Origin of the sequence: Brotomerdimonas butyrica, from assembly GCF_025567305.1 — a bacterium.
GTDB lineage: Bacteria > Bacillota > Clostridia > Peptostreptococcales > Anaerovoracaceae > Lentihominibacter > Lentihominibacter butyricus.
In genome coordinates, this window is sequence record NZ_JAOQJP010000004.1 from 115195 (window position 1) to 137006 (window position 21812).

The 21812-nt window shown below is 48.2% G+C and carries 20 protein-coding genes and 15 tRNA genes; 1 reads left to right on the top strand and 34 read right to left on the bottom strand.

Annotated features, from left to right (window positions below):
* Window positions 1-2 precede the first annotated feature (2 nt).
* Genes plsX through OCV59_RS04280 form a run of 12 tightly spaced genes read right to left on the bottom strand, consistent with a single transcriptional unit; the run spans window position 3 to window position 12258 of the window.
* Entirely contained in the window at window positions 3-1025 is a 1023-nt protein-coding gene (plsX, locus tag OCV59_RS04225) for a phosphate acyltransferase PlsX (protein WP_147593263.1), read from the bottom strand.
* A gap of 9 nt (window positions 1026-1034) precedes the next feature.
* The gene (gene rpe, locus OCV59_RS04230) at window positions 1035-1688 is read right to left on the bottom strand and encodes a ribulose-phosphate 3-epimerase (RefSeq protein WP_262584106.1); all 654 of its coding nucleotides are present in this window, start codon (window positions 1686-1688) and stop codon (window positions 1035-1037) included.
* A gap of 21 nt (window positions 1689-1709) precedes the next feature.
* Window positions 1710-2660 carry a ribosome small subunit-dependent GTPase A gene (rsgA, locus tag OCV59_RS04235; RefSeq protein ID WP_262584107.1) on the bottom strand — a complete coding sequence of 317 codons (951 nt, stop codon included), beginning with the start codon at window positions 2658-2660 and terminating at the stop codon, window positions 1710-1712.
* On the bottom strand, window positions 2647-4398 hold the full coding sequence (gene pknB, locus OCV59_RS04240; protein ID WP_147593264.1) for a Stk1 family PASTA domain-containing Ser/Thr kinase: 1752 nt from the start codon (window positions 4396-4398) through the stop codon (window positions 2647-2649). The genes rsgA and pknB overlap by 14 nt, the downstream gene beginning before the upstream one ends.
* Window positions 4399-4421: 23 nt before the next feature.
* A complete protein-coding gene (locus OCV59_RS04245) occupies window positions 4422-5150 on the bottom strand; it encodes a Stp1/IreP family PP2C-type Ser/Thr phosphatase (RefSeq protein ID WP_147593265.1) in 729 nt (242 codons plus the stop codon).
* 31 nt (window positions 5151-5181) lie between these two features.
* Entirely contained in the window at window positions 5182-6474 is a 1293-nt protein-coding gene (rsmB, locus tag OCV59_RS04250) for a 16S rRNA (cytosine(967)-C(5))-methyltransferase RsmB (RefSeq protein WP_147593266.1), read from the bottom strand.
* Complete coding sequence (locus OCV59_RS04255; RefSeq protein ID WP_147593267.1) at window positions 6474-7178, bottom strand: zinc metallopeptidase; 705 nt, start codon at window positions 7176-7178, stop codon at window positions 6474-6476. Before OCV59_RS04255 ends, rsmB begins: the two co-directional genes overlap by 1 nt.
* Window positions 7179-7201: 23 nt before the next feature.
* Entirely contained in the window at window positions 7202-8125 is a 924-nt protein-coding gene (gene fmt, locus OCV59_RS04260) for a methionyl-tRNA formyltransferase (protein ID WP_147593268.1), read from the bottom strand.
* Between the two features lie 7 nt (window positions 8126-8132).
* Window positions 8133-8603, bottom strand: coding sequence for a peptide deformylase (gene def / locus OCV59_RS04265; protein ID WP_147593269.1), 471 nt, complete (start codon window positions 8601-8603; stop codon window positions 8133-8135).
* Window positions 8604-8617: 14 nt separating this feature from the next.
* The gene (gene priA, locus OCV59_RS04270) at window positions 8618-10642 is read right to left on the bottom strand and encodes a replication restart helicase PriA (protein ID WP_147593270.1); all 2025 of its coding nucleotides are present in this window, start codon (window positions 10640-10642) and stop codon (window positions 8618-8620) included.
* Between the two features lie 3 nt (window positions 10643-10645).
* On the bottom strand, window positions 10646-11656 hold the full coding sequence (gene asnA / locus OCV59_RS04275) for an aspartate--ammonia ligase (RefSeq protein WP_262584108.1): 1011 nt from the start codon (window positions 11654-11656) through the stop codon (window positions 10646-10648).
* Window positions 11657-11658: 2 nt separating this feature from the next.
* The gene (locus OCV59_RS04280) at window positions 11659-12258 is read right to left on the bottom strand and encodes an epoxyqueuosine reductase QueH (RefSeq protein WP_262584109.1); all 600 of its coding nucleotides are present in this window, start codon (window positions 12256-12258) and stop codon (window positions 11659-11661) included.
* Window positions 12259-12376: 118 nt separating this feature from the next.
* Between OCV59_RS04280 and OCV59_RS04285 the strand changes: the two genes are divergently transcribed.
* Window positions 12377-13411 carry a TIGR01212 family radical SAM protein gene (locus OCV59_RS04285; RefSeq protein ID WP_147593273.1) on the top strand — a complete coding sequence of 345 codons (1035 nt, stop codon included), beginning with the start codon at window positions 12377-12379 and terminating at the stop codon, window positions 13409-13411.
* Window positions 13412-13599: 188 nt separating this feature from the next.
* Here OCV59_RS04285 and OCV59_RS04290 read toward each other — a convergent pair whose 3' ends face one another.
* The 22 genes from OCV59_RS04290 to hslV all read right to left on the bottom strand — a co-directional run bounded on the left by OCV59_RS04290 (window position 13600) and on the right by hslV (window position 21770).
* Window positions 13600-14184: a thymidine kinase gene (locus OCV59_RS04290; protein WP_147593274.1), complete on the bottom strand. Its 585-nt coding sequence runs from the start codon at window positions 14182-14184 to the stop codon at window positions 13600-13602.
* A 125-nt stretch (window positions 14185-14309) separates the two neighbouring features.
* Window positions 14310-14385, bottom strand: a tRNA-Phe gene (locus tag OCV59_RS04295).
* A gap of 22 nt (window positions 14386-14407) precedes the next feature.
* Window positions 14408-14484 (bottom strand) — tRNA-Ile (locus OCV59_RS04300).
* Window positions 14485-14500: 16 nt separating this feature from the next.
* Window positions 14501-14577 (bottom strand) — tRNA-Pro (locus tag OCV59_RS04305).
* 15 nt (window positions 14578-14592) lie between these two features.
* A tRNA-Trp gene (locus OCV59_RS04310) sits at window positions 14593-14668 on the bottom strand.
* A 43-nt stretch (window positions 14669-14711) separates the two neighbouring features.
* Window positions 14712-14802, bottom strand: a tRNA-Ser gene (locus OCV59_RS04315).
* Between the two features lie 72 nt (window positions 14803-14874).
* Window positions 14875-14963: transfer RNA gene (locus OCV59_RS04320), tRNA-Ser, on the bottom strand.
* Between the two features lie 57 nt (window positions 14964-15020).
* Window positions 15021-15096 (bottom strand) — tRNA-Lys (locus tag OCV59_RS04325).
* A 4-nt stretch (window positions 15097-15100) separates the two neighbouring features.
* A tRNA-Gln gene (locus tag OCV59_RS04330) sits at window positions 15101-15176 on the bottom strand.
* Window positions 15177-15189: 13 nt separating this feature from the next.
* Window positions 15190-15266: transfer RNA gene (locus OCV59_RS04335), tRNA-Arg, on the bottom strand.
* Window positions 15267-15275: 9 nt separating this feature from the next.
* Window positions 15276-15349, bottom strand: a tRNA-Gly gene (locus OCV59_RS04340).
* A gap of 4 nt (window positions 15350-15353) precedes the next feature.
* A tRNA-Gly gene (locus OCV59_RS04345) sits at window positions 15354-15428 on the bottom strand.
* Window positions 15429-15435: 7 nt separating this feature from the next.
* Window positions 15436-15520: transfer RNA gene (locus tag OCV59_RS04350), tRNA-Tyr, on the bottom strand.
* 81 nt (window positions 15521-15601) lie between these two features.
* Window positions 15602-15676, bottom strand: a tRNA-Thr gene (locus tag OCV59_RS04355).
* A gap of 24 nt (window positions 15677-15700) precedes the next feature.
* Window positions 15701-15777 (bottom strand) — tRNA-Asp (locus tag OCV59_RS04360).
* A 24-nt stretch (window positions 15778-15801) separates the two neighbouring features.
* A tRNA-Val gene (locus OCV59_RS04365) sits at window positions 15802-15877 on the bottom strand.
* Between the two features lie 71 nt (window positions 15878-15948).
* Window positions 15949-16596: a YigZ family protein gene (locus OCV59_RS04370; protein ID WP_147593275.1), complete on the bottom strand. Its 648-nt coding sequence runs from the start codon at window positions 16594-16596 to the stop codon at window positions 15949-15951.
* A gap of 41 nt (window positions 16597-16637) precedes the next feature.
* Window positions 16638-17915: a GTPase HflX gene (hflX, locus tag OCV59_RS04375; protein ID WP_147593276.1), complete on the bottom strand. Its 1278-nt coding sequence runs from the start codon at window positions 17913-17915 to the stop codon at window positions 16638-16640.
* Window positions 17916-17938: 23 nt separating this feature from the next.
* Window positions 17939-18646, bottom strand: coding sequence for a sporulation protein YunB (gene yunB / locus OCV59_RS04380; protein WP_147593277.1), 708 nt, complete (start codon window positions 18644-18646; stop codon window positions 17939-17941).
* Window positions 18647-18751: 105 nt separating this feature from the next.
* Window positions 18752-19525 (bottom strand): GTP-sensing pleiotropic transcriptional regulator CodY, encoded by a 774-nt coding sequence (gene codY, locus OCV59_RS04385; protein WP_147593278.1) that lies wholly within the window; start codon window positions 19523-19525, stop codon window positions 18752-18754.
* Window positions 19526-19791: 266 nt separating this feature from the next.
* Window positions 19792-21219, bottom strand: coding sequence for an ATP-dependent protease ATPase subunit HslU (gene hslU / locus OCV59_RS04390; protein WP_147593279.1), 1428 nt, complete (start codon window positions 21217-21219; stop codon window positions 19792-19794).
* 11 nt (window positions 21220-21230) lie between these two features.
* Window positions 21231-21770: an ATP-dependent protease subunit HslV gene (gene hslV, locus OCV59_RS04395; protein ID WP_147593280.1), complete on the bottom strand. Its 540-nt coding sequence runs from the start codon at window positions 21768-21770 to the stop codon at window positions 21231-21233.
* Between the last annotated feature and the right edge of the window lie 42 nt (window positions 21771-21812).

Below are 21812 nucleotides of genomic sequence, written 5' to 3' on the forward strand. Positions count from 1 at the left end.
ATCTACTCCTCTTCATCCTTTTCTATGATCTCTTCCAGATCGAGCATAGACTGCCTTATGATCTCGACCACATTTTCCTCGCTGTACGGTATCCCCTTGATGATCGCATTCTTCACAGCATTCGCTCCGGAAGATCCGTGTATCTTTATTACGGGACCGTTGACTCCCAGTATCGGAGCTCCGCCGTATTCCTCATAGTCAAAATCCTGCTTCAGTGATGACAGATCGGATTTCAGCATCAGTGCCGCCATCTTTGTCTTTATGTTTCTCATCAGCTTGTTTTTTATCAGCTTCAGGATATTCCATGCGAGTCCCTCGGTCAGCTTGAGGATGACATTTCCGACGAAGCCGTCGCAGACTATGACTTCACATGCGCCCACTGGGACTTCACGAGCCTCGACATTTCCAATGAAATTTATCGACGCTGTTTTGAGCTTCTGGTATGCATCCTTGGTGACGCTCGTTCCCTTGCTTTCTTCAACTCCCAGGTTGACAAGCCCTACTCTTGGATTTTCTCTGCCCCATACCTTCTCCATGTAAATACTTCCCATGAGTCCGTATTCAAGCAGGTTCTGCGCCTTTGCTTCAGAGCTTGCACCGGCGTCCACGAGCAGTGACGGTTCACCGCCGAGGCACGGATATATGCTCGCCAGTACAGGTCTGTCTATACCTTCGATCCTGCCCAGTATCATTCTTGATCCCACGACGAGAGCGCCTGTGTTGCCTCCCGAGATGAATATGTCTCCGTGTCCGTCTCTGACCATGTTCAGACCCACTACCATCGAGGATTCTGTCTTCCTTCTTATCGCTTTCACCGGACTGTCGTCCATCGTGATCACTTCCGCCGCGTCTACGATTTTTATATTCTTACCTTTGAACTTGTTCTTCTGGAGTTCGGCTTCTATCGCATCTTTTTTTCCCACGATATATATATCGTGCTTTATCATGCCTGCCGCCATCACAGCTCCCTTTACGATCTCTGCAGGTGCGTGATCTCCTCCCATTCCATCGAGTACTATTTTCATTTTGTCCTCCTATTCAAATGCAGCAATAAACTCTCTGACACTTCCTGCGATATCGCTGCTTCCAAATACTGACGATCCGGCCACTACTATCTCGACGCCCGCATCAGTCACTTCTTTTACATTTTTCAGATTTATACCTCCGTCGATCTCAATCCTGAGCTCCGGATTGCGTTCCTGCTTCATCCTGTAAAGCTCCCGGACTTTTCTGAGTGCTGACGGTATGAATTTCTGTCCTCCGAATCCCGGATTCACAGACATCACAAGCACCATGTCCAGATCTTCGATGCAGTAGTCCAGCGTCTCCAGCGGTGTTGCCGGGTTGAGCGCAACGCCTGCCTTGACTCCCTGTGACTTTATGTGCTGTATCGTCCTGTTCAGGTGCGTGCATGCTTCCTGATGGACCGTTATATATTCAGTCTGGTCTGTAACGAAATCCTCCAGGTATCTGTCCGGATCTTCTATCATCAGATGCACATCGAACGGCATCGCTGTCTTTCCCAGCAGGCTTTTCATCACTGCTGCTCCGAAGCTGATGTTCGGCACGAAATGTCCATCCATCACATCCACATGTATGAGGTGCGCTCCGGCCGTTTCTATCGTCCCCACATTTTCGCCTAGTTTTGAAAAATCCGCCGATAATATTGACGGAGCCAGTTGTATCATTTTGATTCCTCCTGTATGTTCCTAATACTGTTTCGATCGTTTTATCTCATCCATCATGCTTATATACGAGTCATATCGGCTCCTGCTGATCTCGTTGTTTTCAAGTGCGGCCCGCACGCTGCATCCCGGCTCTGCCATATGCCTGCAGTCACTGTATCTGCATGTGCCGAGTCTTGCTGCTGTTTCCGGGAAAAAATGCTGCAGTTCGTCTTCATCTGCCTCCAGCACGTCAAAGGAAGTGAACCCCGGGGTATCGAATATCATCGTCCCGTCTTCCTCATCGATCGTAAAAAGCTCGGAGTGTCTCGTAGTATGCTTTCCGCGCTGGGATTTTTCGCTTATCTTGCCGGTCTCAGCCTCCGCATGCGGTATCAGTCTGTTCAGTATCGTCGACTTTCCCACTCCGGACGGACCTGCAAGCGCTGTCTTTTTTCCTTTTATCACGCGGCGCAGCTCGTCAAAGCCTGTCTCGTTCACGCTGTCTATGCATACGACAGGATAAAGCGGCCCGTATGTCTCTTTAAGGATCTCTATGTTTTCAGCAGCCTTCCTTCCGCTCTTGTTTTTTCTATCGTCTGCATTTTCCGCAAGATCGCATTTGTTTATGCATATGACTATATCAGTCTCCGCCTTCTCCGCCATCACGAGAAATCTGTCGATGACCGGAAGTACAGGCGCCGGCTTCAACGCTGCAGTTACTACTGCAAAACAGTCGACATTAGCAACGAACGGCCTTATGAAGCTGTTCTTTCTTTCCTTTATATCGGTTATCACGCTGTCATCGTTGTCCGGTATCACTTCTATCGTCACTTCATCGCCCACAGCCGGCTTTATATCGCGCTGCTTGAATATCCCGCGAGCTTTGCATCTGTAGACTGCAACGCCGGATTTTACATAATAAAACCCGGCGATACCTTTTACGATCGTGCCGTTCAGATGACCGGCACAAGTTGTTTCATTAATTATCATCATCTTCATCTGTCGGTTTGGTAGTCGGCTGATCTGCAGGCTTGTTGCCCTTGCTCACTCTGATCTTGACTGCAGTGCCCTTGTCGAGCTGTGCATTCGCATCGTACTGCTGCCACATTACCTCGCCTTCCGCATATGTGCTGCTGTAGTCATAACTTATGCTGCCTATCGTCAGTCCTGCGTTCAGCAGTGCCGCCTGCGCATCCTCAAGACTCTTGCCTACGAGATACGGCACGACTGCCTTTGCCTTTGAGCCATCGCTCACGACTACGTTTATCGTACTTCCCTTTTCTGCCTTTGAACCTGCTTTAGGATCCTGTCTGAGGACTGTTCCTGCTTCTTTTTCGCTGGCTTCCGTAGTGACTGTTCCCAGCTTGAAGCCTGCCGCCTCAAGATACGATTCTAGCTCATCCTGGCTCTTTCCTTCGAGATCAGGCACATCTCCGTCTCCCAGGCCTTTGCTTATGTTTACCTTTATCGTGCTTCCTGTCTTGATCTTGGTCCCGGCCTTAGGATCCTGCGAAACGATCTTGCCCTTTTCGACCTCGTCGCTCACAACCTCGTCACCTTTCTTGACCTTGAGATTATATGTATCTGCAGCCTGCTGTGCTTCTTCGAACGTCATGTTCTTGAAATCCGGCGCATCTATCTCTTCTCCGCCGAACACTCCCGCCGCGAATGCTATCACAAGTCCCAGCACCAGTGCTCCGACAACCGATGCGATGATTATTATCATCTTTTTCTTCTTGTCCATCGGTTTCCTGTTCTTCTTGTCTTTCTTCCCGCCGCGAGCGTCATCATCGCCATCACGATCCTCACCGTCATCGTAATCTGTTTCAGCGATCGGACCTCTGCCGTTTCTCACGCCGTTCATCGTGCCTGTAGCTCCGCCCATGAGCACTGAATCGCCGACAACGCTTCCCACGAATTCCAGATTGTTCAGCGCCTCTATCAGTTCCTCAGCTGAAGCATATCTGTTTACCGGATATTTGTCCGTACATTTGAGGATTATGTGTTCAAGAGCCGGCGGAACGCCCGGCACCAGCTTTGACGGCGGTATCATTTCACCGTTTATATGCATCAGCGCAATGTTCACAGGATTGTCCCCGTCAAACGGGACTCTGCCTGTAAGCATCTCGTACATCACTATTCCCAGTGAATATATGTCTGATTTTTCATCTACATAACCACCTCTTGCCTGTTCCGGTGAAAAATAATGAACTGAGCCTATGATTCCTTCCGTATTGTCAACTATCGTCGCTGCATTGACAGCTTTCGCTATACCGAAGTCTGTTATCTTCGCAGTTCCGTTAGGCGTTATCATGACATTGTGAGGTTTTACGTCCCTGTGTATGATATGGTTCTTATGCGCAAAGGCCAGCGCTGCAGCGATCTGCTTCGACAGTGCTATCACCTTCGGATAGGACATCGGCCCCTGCTCTTTTATATAATCGCTCAGAGTCCGCCCCTCTATAAGCTCCATCACTATGTAATGGATGTTGCCTTCTCTTCCGACATCGTAAATGTTTACTATATTGGGATGCGACATGCTCGCTGCCGCCTGTGATTCTCTTCTGAAGCTGTCAATGAATTTGCTGTCATTGATAAACTGCGGCTTCAGTATCTTTATCGCCACAAAACGATTGAGCAGCTTGTCTTTTGCCTTGTACACAACGGACATACCGCCCTCGCCTATTCGCTCAAACAGTTCATATCTCCCTGCCAGAACTTTATTGCTCATAACTTCCTCCTATATTCAATCCTCTATATCTTTAAACAAACAACCGTTATGTTATCTCTTCCACCGCATCTTATCGCTTCATCCACAAGCTGTGTGCATATATCGTTCATATTGCCTTCACCTGCGAGTATCTCCGCTATCTTTTCCGGAGCGACCTCACCGTAAAGGCCGTCCGAACACAGCATGAGTATGTCGTTTCTGGACACGTCAAGACGGTAAAAATCCGGTTCTACCGATTTTTCCGCCCCCAGCGCCCTGGTTATAACATTTTTCTGTTTGTGATTTTCCGCCTCTTCTTCCGTGATCACGCCTTTGTCTATAAGCTCGTTCACATATGTATGATCTTTCGTTATCCTGCTGAGCGTCCCCCCTCTGAACAGGTACGCCCTGCTGTCACCTAGGTTTGCTATGTATGCGACGCTTTTATATATGTAAGCGGTCACGACTGTCGTCGCCATGCCGCGATTGTCTTCGTTTTCAAGTCCCAGCCTGTAGATCTTCCCGTTCGCGCTGTCTATCGCAGATGCAAAAAACCCGAAAATATCATACGGCTCCCTGCATTCTCTGAGATCGTTGCTCGTGACATAGTTTGCGATCTCGCTCACAGCCGTCCTGCTCGCCACTTCACCGGAATTGTTTCCGCCAACTCCGTCGGCAACTATGTACACATCATGACTCGGTATGACAAAACACGCATCTTCGTTTTTTTCACGAACCAGGCCTTTGTTGCATTTGAATCCTATCTGAACCATCACCTATTGCCCTTTCCTGCATTTTTCAACGCTACAGCAGACTTGTGCTCTTTTCCATAACGCAGATGAAAAATCCGTCCGTGCCATTTATATTAGGCAGCAGCAGCGTTCTTTCGATTTTTGAGAATGACGGATTCCTCTTGAGGAAAAGCTCTGTCACTCTTTCGTTCTCGTTCGGGTTTACAGTGCAAGTACTGTAGACAAGTCTTCCGCCCGGTTTTACGTAGCTCGATGAAGCTGAAAGTATCGCCAGCTGCTTCTTAGGAAGCAGTTCCATTTCTTCTGTCATAGGTTTGTATTTGATTTCCGGTTTTCTGCGGACTACTCCAAGACCCGAACACGGTGCATCCACCAGCACTCTGTCCGCCTTGTGGAGCATCGAGGAATCCACTCTCGTGGCGTCCCATGATCTTGTTTCTATATTGGTTATCCCGAGTCTTTTCGCTTCTTTATCGATAAGATCGAGTTTTCTTCTGTAAATATCAGACGCTATTATCCTGCCGGTATTGTTCATTCTCTCTGCTATGGCTGTAGTCTTTCCTCCCGGAGCAGCACATACATCCATCACGAGCTCTCCGTGCTTGGGATCGAGCTTCTCTGCCACGAGCATCGAGCTCTCATCCTGAGGAGTGAACATCCCGAGCTTGTACATTTCTGTGTCCAGCAGCCTGCTGCCCCTGACATTGAGTGCATTCTGGCAGAGTCTGCCTTCCTCAACGCTGAAATGCTGTTCTTCAAGCTTTTTTATCAGATCCTGTTTCATGACCTTGAGCCAGTTCAGTCTGACAGTCATAGGCGGCGTCACATTGCCGGCCTTGAGAAGCGCTTCAACAAAATCCGCACTGTAATTCTCCAGCCAGAGCTGTACGATCCACGGCGCATATGAATATTTTATGGACAGATACTCCACTTCGCCGTCAGCTCTGTCAGGAAGCCTTAGCTGTATCTTCTTGCTCAGGTACTCACGCAGCACTCCGTTCACGAGTCCTGCCATGCCCTTGGTGTATCGCTTCGCGAGAACGACGCTTTCATTCACTGCAGCATACTCCGGAACGGAATCCATTCGGCTGAGCTGATATATGCCCATCCTTATGATATTCAGCTCCTGCTGCCTCAGACTTTCTATACCTTCATTGAGCAGCTGGTCTATATAGTAGTCAAGCGTCAGCTTGTTTTCCAGTACGCCGTAAACCAGTTCGCGGACAAATGCCGGCGAACCCGGCTTGTTCAGTGCGATCTGGTGATTTATCGCCAGATTGGAATACGCTTTACGTGATTCCACATCCATAAGTGCAAGATATGCGGTCTTTCTGTTTATATCCATCAATCGCGCCCCCTTATCATTAATATCCTTATCAGATTTGCGACTGCTGTAGCCAGTGCTGCCACATAAGTCATCGCTGCAGCCGACAGTACCTTCCTCGCACCCTTCACTTCGGACGCGTCTATTATATTCAGAGCCTGCAGCTGCTTCACAGCTCTGCTGCTCGCATTGAATTCAACCGGCAGTGTGATCGTATGGAACAGCACTACCACGGCAAAGAATATCACTCCAAGATCAAAGATGAGGTTGCCTGTTGTCCTGTTTCCTGCCCAGATTATCATCAGTCCTATCAGCAGGAGCGGCCACGATGCCGCCGACACGAGATTGACGACCGGCGCTATCGCATTCCTGAAACGCAAAAAGCCATAGGCAGTCCCGTCCTGTATCGCATGCCCCGATTCATGGGCCGCGATACTCACAGCTGCTATGGATGTTCCGTTGTGTACCTGCGCCGAAAGACGCATCACATCTTTTGATGGATCATAATGATCTGTAAGTGTCCCTGATACCATTTCTATAGGGACATGTCTGAGTCCGTTGCTGTCCAGTATCATCCGCGCCGCCTGACGTCCTGTCAGGCCTCTTCTGTTTGCTATACCCGAATATCTGCTGTATGCGCTTTTCACCTTAGCCTGAGCATACAGGGAAAAAATGATCGCCGGTATCAGCAAAATGACTGTTGGATCAAACATGCCAAAATACATATATTATTCCTCCAAATCTGATTTTATCCTAAAACCGTTCCAATTTCAATGGAATTGCCTTTTAAATATTCTCTGACAGCAACTCTTTTTTTGCCGGGCACCTGTATCTGCGTTATTCTCAGCACTTCTCCGGCCGCTGCGACATCGATCCCGTTTTCTCCCGTTCCGATCACTGTACCGTTCGCCGCTCCGGTTTTGATACCCGGTACCTCTGCCTGCCACAGCTTCATCATCTTGTCACCGCAGTATGCATATGAACCCGGCCACGGGTCGAAGGCTCTGATGATACGCTCGATCTCATCCGGAGTCCTGGAAAAGTCTATATGACCTTCACTCTTTGATATCATAGGCGCATATGTGGATTCTTCGTCATTCTGCTTTTCAGCAGTGATCGCATCAAGATGCGGTATCGTCTCCACCAGAAGCTCAGCACCCATCTGCGAAAGCTCGTCATGGAGCTGCTGGCCCGTCTTCCCTGCAGTGGACGTCGACCGCTTGGCGATCATATCACCCGTATCGAGTCCTTCCTCCATATACATGAGCGTGATACCGGTCTCTTCGTCCCCGGCTATGATAGCCCTCTGTACAGGTGCTGCACCTCTGAACCTCGGCAGCAGCGACCCGTGTATATTTACACAGCCCTTGGCCGGTATGTCCAGCACTTCCTTCGGAAGCAGCTGACCGTATGCAGCTACTACGATAAGATCCGGCGCCGCATCTCTGAGCGTTTTTATGAACCCTTCGTCTTTTCTCATCTTCTCCGGCTGCATCACCTGCAGTCCCAGCTCCAGCGCCTTTTCCTTCACCGGAGGGAATTTCACCTTTTTGCCGCGATCCCGCAGCGCATCAGGCTGAGTCACGACAAAAGGTATCTCGTAGCCTTCCTTGTGAAGGGCTTCAAGCGCAGGTACCGCAAAATCCGGAGTCCCCATATAAACGATCTTCATCTGAGCATCATTCCCCCTCTGCTGTTATCTGGTACACTTCTTTTGCCTTGTCGGTATAAAGTATCCCGTCGAGGTGATCGTATTCGTGACACATCACGATGGCTCTGAACCCTTCGAATTCATATTCCTGAGGTTCTCCGTCCCTTCCAAGGCCCTTTATCCTTATCTTCTCCGGACGGTCTACCAGACCCGAATATCCCGGAACTGAAAGGCATCCTTCCTCGCTTTCCTGAGTCCCTGTCATGCTTATTATCTCCGGATTCACGAAATAATATATCTCATCCGGCTCAGGCTCTGCCACGAACATCCTTCTCATCATGCCGATCTGAGGCGCCGCCAGCCCTACGCCGTTTGCGTCTTTCATCGTCTCTACCATGTCGTCTAGGATCGTCCTTATCCTGTCATCCACTTTATCGACTTCACGACATTTTTTTCTGAGGATAGGATCCCCTTCTGTGACTATGTTTCTGAGTGCCATCGAATCAAAACCTCCTATTCAAAGCTGTACGGATTTATGTCCGTGACCGCCGTATAATTCTTCTTTCTGTCCTTCTTGTCTTCTTCCCTTATGGAATTTATCATATCCGAATATCCTCTGCGCCTGCCCTTCGGGCACTTTATAAGCATCGAATATCTGTATTTTTCCTTTATTTTGCTCATGTACGCTTCCTGCGGTCTGAAAAGATTCCCCTTTTCTTCTTCAGGCAGTGCTTTCATCAGCCTGTCGTGCCAGCTCTGTGCGCCTCTCAGCGCCTCCTGCTGATCTGCAGATGTGAACAGTATCTGGAACATGTCGCTGAACGGCGGATACCCCATGTATTTCCTGAGCTGTATCTCCGTTTTGTAAAAGCCTTCGTAATCCTGTGCCGCCGCAAATGCTACGGCATAGTGTTCAGGGCTGTACGTCTGTATCACGACTTTTCCCTTTTCATCTCCTCTGCCGGCACGGCCCGCCGCCTGTATGATAAGCTGCAGCGCCCTTTCCGGCGATCTGAAATCCGGTATGTTCAATGCGACGTCAGCTGATACTATCCCTACGAGTCCGACATTTTTAAAGTCGAGTCCCTTTGCGATCAGCTGCGTCCCTATCAGTATGTCTGTCTTTCCTTTCTGAAACGCTCTGAGCCTGCGCTCGAGCTCCCCTTTTTTCCTGACTGAATCAAGGTCCAGTCTTTCCGTGCTGTACTCCGGAAACATAGCCGAAACTGTCTCTTCAACTTTTTCGGTACCGCTGCCGAAATATTTCACATATCGGCTCCCGCAATCAGGACAGCTGCTTATGGCCGCTGTCTGATACCCGCAGTAATGGCATACCGCGCTGCCGTTTTTTTTATGATAAGTCAGAGAAAGCCCGCAAGTCGGGCATTTTGCGACATAACCGCATTCTCTGCACGAAATGAATGTCGAATATCCTCTTCGGTTCAGGAAAAGCATCACCTGCTTACCCGCGCCGAGCTGCTCTTTCATCGACTGATACAGCCTGCCGCTTATCACCGACGTGTTCCCGGATCTGAGCTCATCACGCATATCAGTCACCGTCACTTCCGGCATGCTCACTTTATTGTATCTTTCCGTGAGCTTTATAAGTCTGTATATGCCTTCTTCGCTTCGCCTGTACGTCGCTACCGACGGTGTGGCGCTGCCGAGTATCAGCACACCCCTGCTGTCTTTATCCTGAAGGCGTTTTACTGCCACTTCTACAGTATCATACTTGGGAGTATGGTCGGATTTGTACGTGGATTCGTGCTCCTCGTCCACAACGATCAGCCCCAGATGCTCAAGCGGCGCGAACACCGCCGATCTTGCTCCGATGACGATATCCACGCCGCCGTCTCTTATCTTTTTCCACTGATCGTATCGCTCTCCCAGTGACAGCCTGCTGTGCAGCACCGCTATCCTGTCGCTGCCGAATCTCCCGATGAATCTGTCTATTATCTGCGCAGTGAGCGATATCTCAGGTACGAGAATGATCGCCTTCCGGCGCTTATCAAGCACCTTTTCAGTCGCTCTGATATAGATCTCAGTCTTGCCGCTTCCGGTGACGCCGTGTATCAGAAACCTCTCATGCTGTCCGCTTTCGACAGCTTCTCCGATCTCCGCAAGCGCATCGTTCTGCTGCTTCGTCAGCTGTGCGACTTCGGACTCCACTCCCTGCCTGCCGGCGAACGGATCTTTTCTCGTGCCCTTCTTCAGTTTGCTGCCTGCAGGTGTGAAGCACTTTATCGCGTCTATATATCTGCAAAGATATCTCTGCCTCATCCACAGTGCCGTACGCACCATTTCAGGCGTGAGCGAAACGTCCGGATCCACGCTGTCTACATATCTGAGCTTTGCGCCCAGACCTTCCGGCGCACGATCCGAAACCGCAGCCACATAGCCGTCTCTGAGATTCCGGCTTTGTGCAAAGGGCACGTATACCTTGCTTCCGACGCAGACGCTGTCGTCTTCACATCCGTATGTATAAAGGATGTCTGTGCTGTCGCTTTTGTTGTCTATGACCAGGTCTACGTATTTCATCAGCTACAGCAGGAAAATATCGTTTTCCCTGCACTCCCTGATCATTTCATCAGGCCATATCGACGCCTGCACTTCGCCTATGTGCGCTTTTCTGAGGAAATACATGCAGAGTCTGCTCTGACCTATACCTCCGCCTATAGTATACGGAAGTTCGCCGTTAAGGATCATCCTGTGGAATTCCATGCCGCGTCTGTCATCAGCTCCTGCAAGAGTCAGCTGTCTGTCCATCGCCTTCTCGTCGACTCTGATCCCCATCGAAGAGATCTCGAATGCGCGATCCAGCACGTCGTTCCAGAGGATTATATCGCCGTTCAGCTCCCAGTCATCATAATCCGGAGCTCTTCCGTCGTGCTTCTGGCCCGATTTCAGCTGTCCGCCTATTTTCCTGATGAAAACGGCACGTTTTTCTCTTGCTATGATATCCTCGCGTTCCTTCGGAGTCTTGTCAGGATACATATCCTCCAGCTCCTGCGAGGTTATAAAGAATATCTCGTTCGGAAGCTCTGTCTTCAGTTCATTGTAAAGTCTGTTGACATAGTCGTTGAGGTTCTTTATGGCATTGTAAAGCGTTACCACGGTCTCCTCCAGATATTCTTCCGTCCTGTCTTCCTTGTTTATGACTTTCTCCCAGTCCCACTGGTCCACATAGATGGAGTGAAGGTTGTCGAGCTCCTCATCGCGCCTTATCGCGTTCATGTCCGTGTAAAGCCCTGTACCCGGCTTGAACTTGTATCTTCCGAGCGCCATTCTCTTCCATTTTGCAAGAGACTGCACGATCTCTACCTTTTTTTCATCCATGTCCTTTATCGTAAAGCTTACAGTACGTTCAACTCCATTCAGGTTGTCGTTCAGTCCGGATTCCGGCGCCACGAACAGCGGTGCGGAAACTCTGCGCAGCCTGAGACCGTAAGCCAGCTCCTGCTGGAAAAAGTCCTTTATTTTTTTAATCGCTCTCTGACTTTCCATGTAGTCAATGAACGGCGTGTAGTTCTTAGGGATTATAAGTCCACTCATTATCACTCATCTCCTCTTCTGTTTGAATATTTACAACCGCAGTAGTTCTGGCGGTATAATCCGTATTTTTTTGACAGCTCAACAGATCGTCTGAAGCCGTCTTTTTTCTTGAAGTCTCTGTCCAGAAACGAAAGTCTGTATCGCAGCGCCAGCTCACTGCCTATCCTGGAAATAAGCTTGTAATTCTTGTGCGGGCTGACTGTCAGCGTAGTGCCGAAATAGTCATACCCCGAAAGGCTTGCTGTTTCAGCTGTTTTTTCCAGTCTCTGCTTAAAGCATACGCTGCATCTGGCCCCGCCTTCAGGCTCATCCTCGAGTCCTCTGACTGCCTCGAGAAAATCGCGCGGTCTGTAATCCAGCTCCATAAAGTAAACTCTGGTCACTCCTGCGTTTTCCTCGTTGAACTTTTCCAGATACTGCAGCTGAGCGCTTCTCCTGAGCTGGTATTCCTTTTCCTCCGTTATGCATGGATTGTAAAAGAACACCGTCACATCGAATTCATCGGTAAGCCGTTCTATCACCGCAGTGCTGCACGGTCCGCAGCAGCTGTGCAGAAGCAGCTTAGGCTTCTCAGTCGTTTCTCCGAAATCATCTCCGGGCATATATTTTTTTTCATTTTCCAACAAACACTTGTTACTCTCAATCATAATGGTTTATTATATCATATAATCAGACTATTGAAAATGTACTTATAATGAAATTTTAAAGGAGCACGATACTATGGCATGCAGCCGCAAACCGCTGATTTTCGACGACTCTGACGGTCAGGAGCTGAGGATCAACACTGTAAACACTTATCTGAAGAAAAAGTTCGGGATGAAGATGGTCAAACTGTCTATCGACGGCGGATTCACATGCCCGAACCGTGACGGCACCAAAGGTGTAGGCGGCTGTCTTTTCTGTTCAGCGAGCGGCTCAGGTGACACTGCTGCCGGTTCGGGAGATATCATAGCCGACCTCGACAGCCAGATAACGTTGCTTTCGGACAAATGGCCCAGCGCAGGCTACATAGCGTACTTCCAGAGCCACACGAATACATATGCACCCGTTACTGAGCTTCGCGAAAAGTTCTGTGCGGCTCTCGAACACCCGTCTGTAAAAGGCATCGCCATAGCTACACGGCCGGACTGTCTGCCGGATGACGTGGTCGATCTGCTCGCAGAGCTCAACAAAAAAACATTCATGTGGGTGGAACTCGGACTTCAGACCATACATGCAGAAACTGCCGCAAAAATGAATCTCTGCTACACGCTTGACGATTATGACCTCGCAGTCAAAAAACTGATAAGCCGCGGCATTCCTGTCGTGACTCATCTGATCCTGGGACTCCCCGGAGAGACCCGTGAAATGATGCTCGATTCCGTAAAACACGTATGCAGCCGGGGAATATTCGGAATAAAACTGCATATGTTCAATCTGGTAAAGGGTTCTCCCATGGAAAAGCTCTATCCTGACTATGTTTCCTTTGACAGTATCGAAGAATACACCGATCTGGTCATATCAGCTCTGGAGCTGATCCCGCCTCAGGTCACAGTACACAGGATCTCAGGCGACGCACCGCGCTCAACGCTCATTTCGCCCGCCTGGAGCTACAAAAAACGTACGATCCTGAACGGCATACACAGCACTATGCGCGAAAGAAATACCTGGCAGGGCAGGAAAGCGCAGTCGAAAGCGCAGGAGCAGACGCAACTGCACTTAAACTTCGCCGGCTCCTCTGTGACGAGTTCAGATACCGCCCCTTTTTTAACGTGAGCGAAGATGCGGATACTTCACAACAATAATCAACGATCACAGACATACGAGTATTTTAAAACGGATCCTGAAAAACAGGATCCGTTTCGTCATTTTTATCGTTGATTCCACCGTAGTCCAGCATGTCGCTGCAGCATCATATCTGAATAGCAGCAGACTTCCGCGCAACATTTCACACTCCGTAAGAATCACTCTTTAGGGCCTATACGGCCTTCATTGTAGTGTTTCCTGCATAGAGAAACATACATATCGTTGCCGCCGACCATGATCTGCTCTCCGCTTTTCACGAATTTGCCATCGATCACTCTCGCCACCATCGTGGCTTTTCTGCCGCACCAGCAGATAGTTTTGATTTCTTCGATCTTATCCGCATATATCAGCATATAATACGAGCCCTCGAACAGTTCATTTTTAAAATCATTCTTCAGACCGTACGCGAGCACCGGTATATTGAAGCTGTCGACTATCTCCACAAGTTCTTCGACATGATGCTGCTTCAGGAACTGACACTCATCCACGACCACACAATCGATCGTCTCTATGTCGTTTTCCCTCATGAAGATCTCCAGTATATTAGTATCTTCATTGACTATAGTAGCTTCACGGCTGAGCCCGACTCTCGAAGTTATCTTCCCTTTTCCATACCGGTCATCTATGCCCGGCACCAGAGCAAGCACCTTTTTTCCGCGTTCCTCGTAATTATATGCCACTTTTATAACTTCTATGGACTTTCCGGCATTCATCGTGCTGTATCTGTAATATAACTGTGCCATTTTCCGTCTTACCTCCTCGCATTGCGTCCAGGTGAATCCGTCAATTTCTCTATGAGAAATTTTCCTATGCTATAAAAAAATAATCCCTCGGACATAGTCAGCAAGAGATTATCTTTATAAATAAGTGGTGCCCAGACTCGGAATCGAACCAAGGACACGGGGATTTTCAGTCCCCTGCTCTACCAACTGAGCTATCTGGGCATACTACTTATAAACAATATTATGGTGGGCCATCAGGGACTTGAACCCCGGACCTGCCGGTTATGAGCCGGACGCTCTGACCAACTGAGCTAATGGCCCATCTGTTGTCAAATAATGGTCGGGGTGGCAGGATTTGAACCCGCGGCCCACTGGTCCCAAACCAGTTGCGCTACCAAACTGCGCTACACCCCGATTATGTTTAGTTATTGGCAGGGGCAGTAGGATTCGAACCCACGGCACGTGGTTTTGGAGACCACTGCTCTACCAACTGAGCTATACCCCTGCATGACTGTGAATCAAGTCCGGCTAAAACCGCTCCACAGAAATGGCGGAGAAGATGGGATTCGAACCCATGCGGCCCTTGCGAACCCTAACGATTTAGCAAACCGTCCTCTTCAGCCTCTTGAGTACTTCTCCAGGCTAAACTAAACTTCTATTCAATTATATGTGGTATAAACCAATCGACTTCCGACAAAGTCTCCGCATATATGGCGGAGAGGGTGGGATTCGAACCCACGGCCCCTTTCGGAGTCACTGGTTTTCAAGACCAGCTCCTTAAACCACTCGGACACCTCTCCTCATGCTTCTGCGACAAGTCCATGCCTGTTATTTCAGATGACCCCAAGCCTTTTCGATGGTGACCCATCGGAGATTCGAACTCCGGACACCTTGATTAAAAGTCAAGTGCTCTGCCGACTGAGCTAATGGGTCATATTGGCTGGGGTAGCAGGACTCGAACCTACGCATGACGGAGTCAAAGTCCGTTGCCTTACCGACTTGGCTATACCCCATCTTTTTTTAAAATGGCGAGCCCACAGGGATTCGAACCCCGGACACACGGCTTAGAAGGCCGTTGCTCTATCCAGCTGAGCTATGAGCCCTTAAAAAATTGGAGCGGATGATGAGAATCGAACTCACGCCATCAGCTTGGAAGGCTGAGGTTCTACCATTGAACTACATCCGCAAATTGGAGCGGAAGACGAGATTCGAACTCGCGACCCTCGCCTTGGCAAGGCGATGCTCTACCCCTGAGCCACTTCCGCTTATTATTGGTCGAGGGAGGTGGATTCGAACCACCGAAAGCTCAGCTAACGGATTTACAGTCCGCCCCCTTTGGCCACTCGGGAATCCCTCGAAAAAGTCTGCTTTGCTATCTTATCATACTTCACGAATTTGTCAAGCACTTTTTTAACAGCATTTCCAATATTTTTTTAATTGGAGCTGGTGGAGGGAATCGAACCCCCAACCTGCTGATTACAAATCAGCTGCTCTACCGTTGAGCCACACCAGCATATTAATATGTATGTTTTAAAATTGGCGATCCGGAACGGGCTCGAACCGTCGACCTCCAGCGTGACAGGCTGGCATTCTAACCAACTGAACTACCGGACCGCATCGTCTGTACCTTTTAAAGTTTGGTGGGCGCTATAGGGCTCGAACCTATGACCCCCTGCTTGTAAGGCAGGTGCTCTCCCAGCTGAGCTAAGCGCCCTCACTTTTTATCTGTTTGCTCGGCACATTTACTAACTATACAGCATGACCTCTAATCTGTCAACACCTTTTTTATATTTTTTTCAACAAAGTTTTTTCCTCGAGGATCTCAACAGCTCCAGACGTAGTATTTGTAAGCAAAGCAAGCACATTATCCTTTCTGTCGAAAGTTGTGAGAATATCCATTATGACCTTGTCCATATACTGTATTTCATCGATAATAAATGCTGTTTCAGGTGCATTTTCTTCAAAAACACCCGAAGCCATATTCTGCAGTTTTGCCAAAAAAGTATAGTCTATTTTGATTTTAAGCAAACAAATCTCGCAAACAGCGCAAACTTGTGCTGCATCTATTCCGAGTTTCGCACTGCTGGTATATGCACGCACAAGACCACCTGTCCCGAGCTTTATTCCTCCGAAATATCGAGTGACCACGACCGCAACATTTGTTATGCCTTCCTTTACCAGCATCTGCACTATCGGCGCACCTGAAGTCCCCTGCGGTTCTCCGTCATCGCTGGCCCACTGGATCTGAAACTTGTCGCCCAGAACCATTGCCGGCACATTATGGGTCGCATCTTTATATCTGCTCTTTACAGAGGCGATGAATTCATCTGCCTCCTCCTTTGTCTCGACCGGTTTTACATGAGCCGTAAACCTCGATTTTTCTATGATCTGTTCCGCTTCCGCTTCTTTTTTCACGGTTTTATATAATTCCATCTGTTTTCCTCTGTCATAACTGCAAATTTATTTCGACGGCATCAGGCTACTGTAAAGCTTTTGTATTTTTCATAATCTGCCACTTCAAAATTGCCTTCGAGCACGGTTCCTTCCGCTTCATACTGCATCGAGGTTATTTCTCCGTTTTCACACAGATATGACGTCACACCGCCTTTATCATACGGTATGACGAATCTCGCATGTATGCGTTTTCCAAAAAGACTGTTCTTTACAGCAGCAAGCAGCTCGTTCATATTCCGGCCGGTTCTGGCCGAAACATATACCGCGTCATTTCCACTGACATCGATCGGCATCTCATCCGCGAGATCGATCTTATTGTACGCCATGAGTTTTTCCTTGCTGCCTGCGCCTATCTGTCCCAGAACACGATCCGTGACTTCGATCTGAAAATCACGTTCTGCATATGAACTATCTACAACGTGTATCAGCAGATCTGCATATTTTACTTCCTCCAGTGTGGATTTAAAGGCCTCCACCAGTCCGTGAGGCAGCTTGCTGACAAAACCTACGGTATCTATAAGTATGAACTCGTTTCCCTGCTCCAGCGTTATCCGTCTGTGCTGCGTGTCAAGCGTGGCGAAGAGCATGTCTTTAGATGCGACAGTCTTTTCCTCGTTGTCAGCCATTGAAAGCAGCCTGTTCATTATCGCAGACTTTCCTGAATTCGTATATCCTACGAGTGCCACGACAGGAAGCCGTGACTTCTCTCTGCCTGCTCTCTGCAGCTGGCGGCTCTTCTCCGCTTTTCTGAGTTCTTCTCTGATATCGTCTATCCTTCTGGTGATATGCCGTCTGTCAGTCTCAAGCTTCTTTTCGCCCGGGCCTCTTGTGCCGATACCTCCGCCGAGACGCGACAGCGATTTTCCGAAGCCTGTGAGACGCGGCATCCTGTACTGCAGCTGCGCAAGCTCCACCTGCAGTTTTCCTTCCTTTGATGCTGCTCTGTCTGCGAATATGTCGAGGATCAGTATCGTCCTGTCGATGACTCTTACACCGGTCGCTTCTTCGAGGTTTCTCAGCTGCACGCCGGAAAGCTCTTCGTTGAATATAACGGTATCGACATCCATCGCCTCGCACATCTCTGCCAGCTCCGCCACCTTTCCCTTACCTATCAGCGTCGCTGTATCCGGCTTTTCACGAGCCTGCACCATCATGCCGGCGACTTCGATACCGTCAGCCTCGGCCAGTCCGGCGAGCTCTTCCATCGAATACGATATATCTTTGTCAAGCTGTATCCCGACGAGAACAGCCCTGTATTCTTCTGTGATTATTTCATTTTTATCGTTAAATCTAAGCATGTTCTTATATTACCACATTTTTATCATTCTGTTACATCTAAAATATCATCTTTAGGCACCTGCACGAAGCTGTCCGGTACATCTCCGAGTATCACGGTTTCTGCAAGCAGTATCTTGCTCGACGTATCGAAAGTCCTGGATGAAAAAGGCGCCATGACCTTTACACGGCATTTGAGGACTATGTATATCTTGTATTTAGTCTGATTTATGGCCTTAGAGTCAAACTCTGTCCTGAAATCCGTGGAAATCACGCTTACGGGCTTTATGACCACATCTGCACACGGTCCTGTCTGCGAAAGCATCTTGCTGCCCATCAATGCGCCCAGCGGTACCTGCAGAGGTTCTTCATCCATCGTCCTGAATGCCTCTTGCAGATTCAGCGCAAGCTGTGTGAGCAGTATGTTGATGGCTATAGAATTTGCCTGTACAAGCTCTGTTTTTCCGTTTTCATCCTTTTTAAGCAGAAAAAGGTCTTCTTCTACAGTCTGCTCCTGAAAAAGCTCTGAAAGCGCTCTGTTTATAGTTCTTGTCACGAGAACTTCCGCCCTCATTCTGGATATATCCTCAAGATTCGGATCTATGACCGCCTGCAGATATACGAATATCGCAGAAAAGAGCACGACTGCCGTAACGAGCGGCACCAGCACAAGCCTTCGCACTTTTCTCTTTCCGCCGCAGCTTCCGCGCTTTCCCAGTCTTCTTTTTCTTTTTCCGCATGACTTACCCGACATATCTCCACAGCTCCTCAAAAACGAAAAACTCCTGCTTTACATATTATGCAAAGCAGGAGACTTCTGTCATTATTTCAGATCGCATTCAGAATATAAGCATCTGTCTTATATAGCCATCTTGTTGAGTTCTTCCTTGAATTTGGAATTAGTGATCTTGATCCTCGTTCCTTTCATACCGAGCGATCTGGATTCTACGACGCCTGCACTCTCAAGCTTCCTGAGCGCATTGACGATAACAGACCTGGTGATCCCTGATCTGTCCGCGATCTTGCTGGCAACGAGAAGTCCTTCATCTCCATCAAGCTCGGCAAATATCTGCTGTACAGCTTCTATTTCCGAATACGAAAGAGTGCCTATCGCCATCTGCACCATTGCGATCTCTCTCTCTTCTTCTTCTCTTTCGAGAGACTTTCTTCTCTGTATCTCCATTCCGACTATCGTTGCTCCATATTCACCGAGAACGAGATCTTCCTCTGTGAACTCAGGAGTGTATCTCGTAAGTATCAGTGTTCCCCATCTCTTTCCTCCGCCTAATATCGGAATTATAGTATGGAGCTTGTCCGATGTGTCATAATCGTACTTGAATATCTTGAGCGCCTCTTCGCCTGAAACATTCGCAACAGTTTCTCTGACACGCATCAGTTCTTCATTATATTCCTCCGGGAATACCTGCGAACCCGTCTCCGCATCTGAAATAGCCATGCTGTCTGACTTTATTTTATATCCTACACCGATCACTTTTCCGGTCCTGTTCGCGATATAAACGTTCGCATCCATAAGTTCGCTCATAAGCTCACACATCTCATCAAACGAGAATGCCCCTGTCGGGCTCTCCTGAAGCATCCAGTTCAGCTTTCTTACCTTTGATAACATATTCATCTCCTACCTCATCTGATTTAAACTGTTATATTTTATTTATCATATTTGAATTTTTACATATTATCTATATTATATACATTTATATTCAACAAAGCAACGATATTTTTTGATTTTTCCAAAAAGTATCATTTTTCACACAATTGACACAAAAGTGCTGTTTTCATCGTATTTAGCCTGTTTAATTTGTTCTTTTGCAAACAATCGACAGAACTCCACCAACATCTGTTGTTTACAGATACCAATGGAGTTCCTGTCAGGCCGCCTGATCACAATATATACTTGTCTATATCTTCCGGATGTATTTTCTCAGCAAATTTTTCTTTCACATACTGCTGATCGATCGTAATTTTCTCATCATCCATATCCGGGATGTTAAAGGAAATGTCCTCCAGAAGCTTTTCCAGTATCGTATGCAGTCTTCTTGCACCTATATTTTCGGTCTGTTCGTTCATCAGAAACGCCATAGTGGCTATCTCGTCAATAGCTTCATCTGTAAACTCGATCTCTATGCCTTCAGTTTCAAGCAGCGCCTTGTGCTGCTTCAGCAGAGCATTCTCCGGCACCGTAAGGATCTTTACGAATGTATCCTTGTCGAGTTTTTCCAGCTCCACTCTTATCGGGAAACGCCCCTGAAGCTCCGGTATGAGATCGGTCGGCTTCGCCGTGTGGAACGCACCCGCGCCTATGAAGAGTATATGATCAGTCTTCACCGGACCATGCTTTGTATTTATCACACTGCCTTCAACGATAGGAAGGATATCTCTCTGCACACCTTCCCTTGATACATCAGCGCCGCTTCTGTAGCTCGAGCCAGATGCGATCTTATCGATTTCATCGATGAATATTATACCGTTCTGCTCAGCATTCTGCAGTGCATCATCTGTGACCTGATCCATGTCTATCAGATTCTGCGCTTCTTCTTCGCGCAGGATCCTTCTGGCGTCTTTTACCTTTACTTTCTTATTCTTCATCCTTTTCGGCGCCATATCACCGAAAATATTTCCTATCGCTATGCTCATGCCCTCATTGCCCATATCCAGAGCGTTCGTTTTAGGGGCATCCGTCACCTGTATCTCTATATACTGTTCTTCCAGGAGTCCTTCACGAAGCTGCTGTCTGACCTGCTCTCTGGCAAGCATATCAGGTTCAGTCTTCTGTTCCTCTGCCTGCTGCTGTTCGTACTGCTCCTTCTGACTGAGATATCCGCTGTTCCCCAGGATGAAATCAAAAGGTCCTCTGTTCTGATTTCCTGATGCGTTCTTCTTGTTTCCCGGGATTATCGCTTCGATTATCTTTTCTTCCACGATCTCATCCGCAACGGAATACTTTTCTTCGAGCATCGCCTGCTTCGTTATCCTCACTGAAGCCTCGACAAGGTCTCTCACCATGGAATCCACATCACGTCCCACGTATCCGACTTCCGTGAACTTCGTCGCCTCTACCTTTACGAACGGAGCGTCCATCAGTTTCGCAAGCCTTCTTGCGATCTCTGTCTTACCACATCCTGTAGGTCCCATCATAAGTATATTTTTAGGAGTTATCTCCTCTCTCATCTCTTCTGAGAGAAGACTTCTTCTGTATCTGTTTCTCAAAGCGATCGCTACAGATTTTTTTGCTTCATCCTGTCCTATTATATATTTATCCAGTTCGCCCACTATTTCTTTAGGCGTCATCTGGTAAAGCTTGTTGGCCATCCATCTACCTCCTATAATTTTTCTACAGAAATATGATCATTGGTGTAAACGCAGATCGACGCCGCGATTTCCAGTGATTTTCTTACTATTTCCTCTGCTCCGAGATCTGTATTATTATAAAGGGCATTAGCCGCGGAATACGCATAGTTGCCCCCTGAGCCTATCGCAACAAAAGGCTGGTCAGGTTCGATCACTTCACCGGTTCCCGAAAGAACCAGCATATCAGATTTATCAGCAACGATCATAAGCGCTTCAAGGTTTCTCATAGCCTTGTCCGAACGCCACAGCTGCGCCAGTGCGACCGCAGCACGTTTCAGATTGCCGCCGTGTTCATCGAGTTTGCTTTCGAATTTCTCTGTCAGCGAAAAAGCATCGGCTACAGATCCCGCAAAGCCTGTTATCACTGTATTCTTATAGATCTTCTTCACTTTTTTAGCGCCGTTTTTCATTATAGCGGTCTCTCCCATCGTGACCTGACCGTCTCCGCCGATGCAGATATCGTCCGGTCCTCTTCTGACTGCTACGATAGTTGTTGCATGAAATTGTACCATGTTCCCCTCCTTCTGTCACTGACACGAGTCAGCATATCTTTA

Coding starts and splice junctions, on each gene's coding strand:
- rsmB (WP_147593266.1), bottom strand. CDS start 6,474: ATGGATATAAACAGAAAGACCGCATATCTTGCACTTATGGATGTGGAA.
- fmt (WP_147593268.1), bottom strand. CDS start 8,125: ATGAAGATCGTTTATATGGGGACTCCGGATTTTGCGGTACCTGCGCTT.
- rpe (WP_262584106.1), bottom strand. CDS start 1,688: ATGATACAACTGGCTCCGTCAATATTATCGGCGGATTTTTCAAAACTA.
- OCV59_RS04255 (WP_147593267.1), bottom strand. CDS start 7,178: ATGTATTTTGGCATGTTTGATCCAACAGTCATTTTGCTGATACCGGCG.
- plsX (WP_147593263.1), bottom strand. CDS start 1,025: ATGAAAATAGTACTCGATGGAATGGGAGGAGATCACGCACCTGCAGAG.
- hslV (WP_147593280.1), bottom strand. CDS start 21,770: ATGGTACAATTTCATGCAACAACTATCGTAGCAGTCAGAAGAGGACCG.
- OCV59_RS04290 (WP_147593274.1), bottom strand. CDS start 14,184: ATGGCACAGTTATATTACAGATACAGCACGATGAATGCCGGAAAGTCC.
- OCV59_RS04285 (WP_147593273.1), top strand. CDS start 12,377: ATGGCATGCAGCCGCAAACCGCTGATTTTCGACGACTCTGACGGTCAG.
- asnA (WP_262584108.1), bottom strand. CDS start 11,656: ATGAGTGGACTTATAATCCCTAAGAACTACACGCCGTTCATTGACTAC.
- def (WP_147593269.1), bottom strand. CDS start 8,603: ATGGCACTCAGAAACATAGTCACAGAAGGGGATCCTATCCTCAGAAAA.
- codY (WP_147593278.1), bottom strand. CDS start 19,525: ATGAATATGTTATCAAAGGTAAGAAAGCTGAACTGGATGCTTCAGGAG.
- hflX (WP_147593276.1), bottom strand. CDS start 17,915: ATGCTTAGATTTAACGATAAAAATGAAATAATCACAGAAGAATACAGG.
- priA (WP_147593270.1), bottom strand. CDS start 10,642: ATGAAATACGTAGACCTGGTCATAGACAACAAAAGCGACAGCACAGAC.
- hslU (WP_147593279.1), bottom strand. CDS start 21,219: ATGGCCAACAAGCTTTACCAGATGACGCCTAAAGAAATAGTGGGCGAA.
- yunB (WP_147593277.1), bottom strand. CDS start 18,646: ATGTCGGGTAAGTCATGCGGAAAAAGAAAAAGAAGACTGGGAAAGCGC.
- pknB (WP_147593264.1), bottom strand. CDS start 4,398: ATGAGCAATAAAGTTCTGGCAGGGAGATATGAACTGTTTGAGCGAATA.
- rsgA (WP_262584107.1), bottom strand. CDS start 2,660: ATGATGATAATTAATGAAACAACTTGTGCCGGTCATCTGAACGGCACG.
- OCV59_RS04280 (WP_262584109.1), bottom strand. CDS start 12,258: ATGCCCGGAGATGATTTCGGAGAAACGACTGAGAAGCCTAAGCTGCTT.
- OCV59_RS04370 (WP_147593275.1), bottom strand. CDS start 16,596: ATGGAATTATATAAAACCGTGAAAAAAGAAGCGGAAGCGGAACAGATC.
- OCV59_RS04245 (WP_147593265.1), bottom strand. CDS start 5,150: ATGGTTCAGATAGGATTCAAATGCAACAAAGGCCTGGTTCGTGAAAAA.